Source organism: Xenorhabdus sp. TS4 (genome assembly GCF_014467265.1).
GTDB classification, from domain to species: domain Bacteria; phylum Pseudomonadota; class Gammaproteobacteria; order Enterobacterales; family Enterobacteriaceae; genus Xenorhabdus; species Xenorhabdus ehlersii.
Genome location: NZ_NKHQ01000003.1, coordinates 183,048 through 186,012, shown reverse-complemented (window position 1 = coordinate 186,012; position 2,965 = coordinate 183,048). Strand labels below are relative to the sequence as shown.

1 rRNA gene is annotated in these 2,965 nt (G+C 53.8%); it reads left to right on the top strand.

Annotated elements, in window-relative coordinates:
• Nucleotides 1–21: 21 nt before the first annotated feature.
• Nucleotides 22–2,931, top strand: a 23S ribosomal RNA gene (locus Xets_RS27235).
• Nucleotides 2,932–2,965 lie beyond the last annotated feature (34 nt).

Sequence of the window (2,965 nt, the reverse complement as noted above, 5' to 3'; positions counted from 1 at the left end):
GAAGACACCTTCGGGTTGTGAGGTTAAGCGACTAAGCGTACACGGTGGATGCCTAGGCAGTCAGAGGCGATGAAGGACGTGCTAATCTGCGAAAAGCGCCGGTGAGCTGATATGAAGCGCTATCAGCCGGCGATGTCCGAATGGGGAAACCCAGTGCAATCCGTTGCACTATCCTTACCTGAATTCATAGGGTAAGGAGGCGAACCGGGGGAACTGAAACATCTCAGTACCCCGAGGAAAAGAAATCAACCGAGATTCCCCCAGTAGCGGCGAGCGAACGGGGAGGAGCCCAGAGCCATCAGCGATATGAGTGTCAGGAGAACGGTCTGGAAAGGCCGGCAGTAAAGGGTGAGAGCCCCGTATCCGAAGACACTGGTATTGTGAGCTCAACGAGTAGGGCGGGACACGTGGTATCCTGTCTGAACATGGGGGGACCATCCTCCAAGGCTAAATACTCCTGACTGACCGATAGTGAACCAGTACCGTGAGGGAAAGGCGAAAAGAACCCCGGCGAGGGGAGTGAAAGAGAACCTGAAACCGTGTACGTACAAGCAGTGGGAGCCTTGATTTATCAGGGTGACTGCGTACCTTTTGTATAATGGGTCAGCGACTTATATTCTGTAGCAAGGTTAACCGCATAGGGGAGCCGCAGGGAAACCGAGTCTTAACTGGGCGTTAAGTTGCAGGGTATAGACCCGAAACCCGGTGATCTAGCCATGGGCAGGTTGAAGGTTGGGTAACACTAACTGGAGGACCGAACCGACTAATGTTGAAAAATTAGCGGATGACTTGTGGCTGGGGGTGAAAGGCCAATCAAACCGGGAGATAGCTGGTTCTCCCCGAAAGCTATTTAGGTAGCGCCTCGTGAAGTCATCTTCGGGGGTAGAGCACTGTTTCGGCTAGGGGGTCATCCCGACTTACCAACCCGATGCAAACTGCGAATACCGAAGAATGTTATCACGGGAGACACACGGCGGGTGCTAACGTCCGTCGTGAAGAGGGAAACAACCCAGACCGCCAGCTAAGGTCCCGAAGTCATGGTTAAGTGGGAAACGAAGTGGGAAGGCTCAGACAGCCAGGATGTTGGCTTAGAAGCAGCCATCATTTAAAGAAAGCGTAATAGCTCACTGGTCGAGTCGGCCTGCGCGGAAGATGTAACGGGGCTAAACCATGCACCGAAGCTGCGGCAGCGACACGAATGTGTTGTTGGGTAGGGGAGCGTTCTGTAAGCCGGTGAAGGTGAACTGTGAGGTTTGCTGGAGGTATCAGAAGTGCGAATGCTGACATAAGTAACGATAAAGCGGGTGAAAAACCCGCTCGCCGGAAGACCAAGGGTTCCTGTCCAACGTTAATCGGGGCAGGGTGAGTCGACCCCTAAGGCGAGGCTGAAAAGCGTAGTCGATGGGAAACAGGTTAATATTCCTGTACTGGCCATAATTGCGATGGGGGGACGGAGAAGGCTAGGCAAGCCGGGCGACGGTCGTCCCGGTTTAAGTGTGTAGGTGGGATAACTTGGCAAATCCGGTTATCCAAGACACTGAGGCACGATGACGAGGCATTACGGTGCTGAAGTTGCTGATGCCCCGCTTCCAGGAAAAGCCCCTAAGCGTCAGATTATGGTCAATCGTACCCCAAACCGACACAGGTGGTCAGGTAGAGAATACTCAGGCGCTTGAGAGAACTCGGGTGAAGGAACTAGGCAAAATGGTGCCGTAACTTCGGGAGAAGGCACGCTGGCGTCAGGTGAAGAAACACGCTTTCGGAGCCGAGGCCAGTCGCAGATACCAGCTGGCTGCAACTGTTTAATAAAAACACAGCACTGTGCAAACACGAAAGTGGACGTATACGGTGTGACGCCTGCCCGGTGCTGGAAGGTTAATTGATGGGGTTAGCCGCAAGGCGACGCTCTTGATCGAAGCCCCAGTAAACGGCGGCCGTAACTATAACGGTCCTAAGGTAGCGAAATTCCTTGTCGGGTAAGTTCCGACCTGCACGAATGGCGTAATGATGGCCAGGCTGTCTCCACCCGAGACTCAGTGAAATTGAACTCGCTGTGAAGATGCAGTGTACCCGCGGCAAGACGGAAAGACCCCGTGAACCTTTACTATAGCTTGACACTGAACCTTGAGCCTTGATGTGTAGGATAGGTGGGAGGCTGTGAAATGTGGACGCCAGTCTGCATGGAGCCATCCTTGAAATACCACCCTTGAATGTTTGATGTTCTAACGTCGGCCCGTTATCCGGGTTGCGGACAGTGTCTGGTGGGTAGTTTGACTGGGGCGGTCTCCTCCCAAAGCGTAACGGAGGAGCACGAAGGTTAGCTAATCACGGTCGGACATCGTGAGGTTAGTGCAATGGCATAAGCTAGCTTGACTGCGAGAGTGACGGCTCGAGCAGGTGCGAAAGCAGGTCATAGTGATCCGGTGGTTCTGTATGGAAGGGCCATCGCTCAACGGATAAAAGGTACTCCGGGGATAACAGGCTGATACCGCCCAAGAGTTCATATCGACGGCGGTGTTTGGCACCTCGATGTCGGCTCATCACATCCTGGGGCTGAAGTAGGTCCCAAGGGTATGGCTGTTCGCCATTTAAAGTGGTACGCGAGCTGGGTTTAGAACGTCGTGAGACAGTTCGGTCCCTATCTGCCGTGGGCGTTGGAAGATTGCAAGGGGCTGCTCCTAGTACGAGAGGACCGGAGTGGACGCACCACTGGTGTTCGGGTTGTCATGCCAATGGCACTGCCCGGTAGCTAAGTGCGGAAGAGATAACCGCTGAAAGCATCTAAGCGGGAAACTTGCCTTAAGATGAGTCTTCCCTTGTCCCTAGAGGACACTGAAGGAACGTTCGAGACGAGGACGTAGATAGGCCGGGTGTGTAAGCGTTGCGAGACGTTGAGCTAACCGGTACTAATGACCCGTGCGGCTTAACCTGACAACACCGAAGGTGTTTTGGGGTTTGAGAGAGA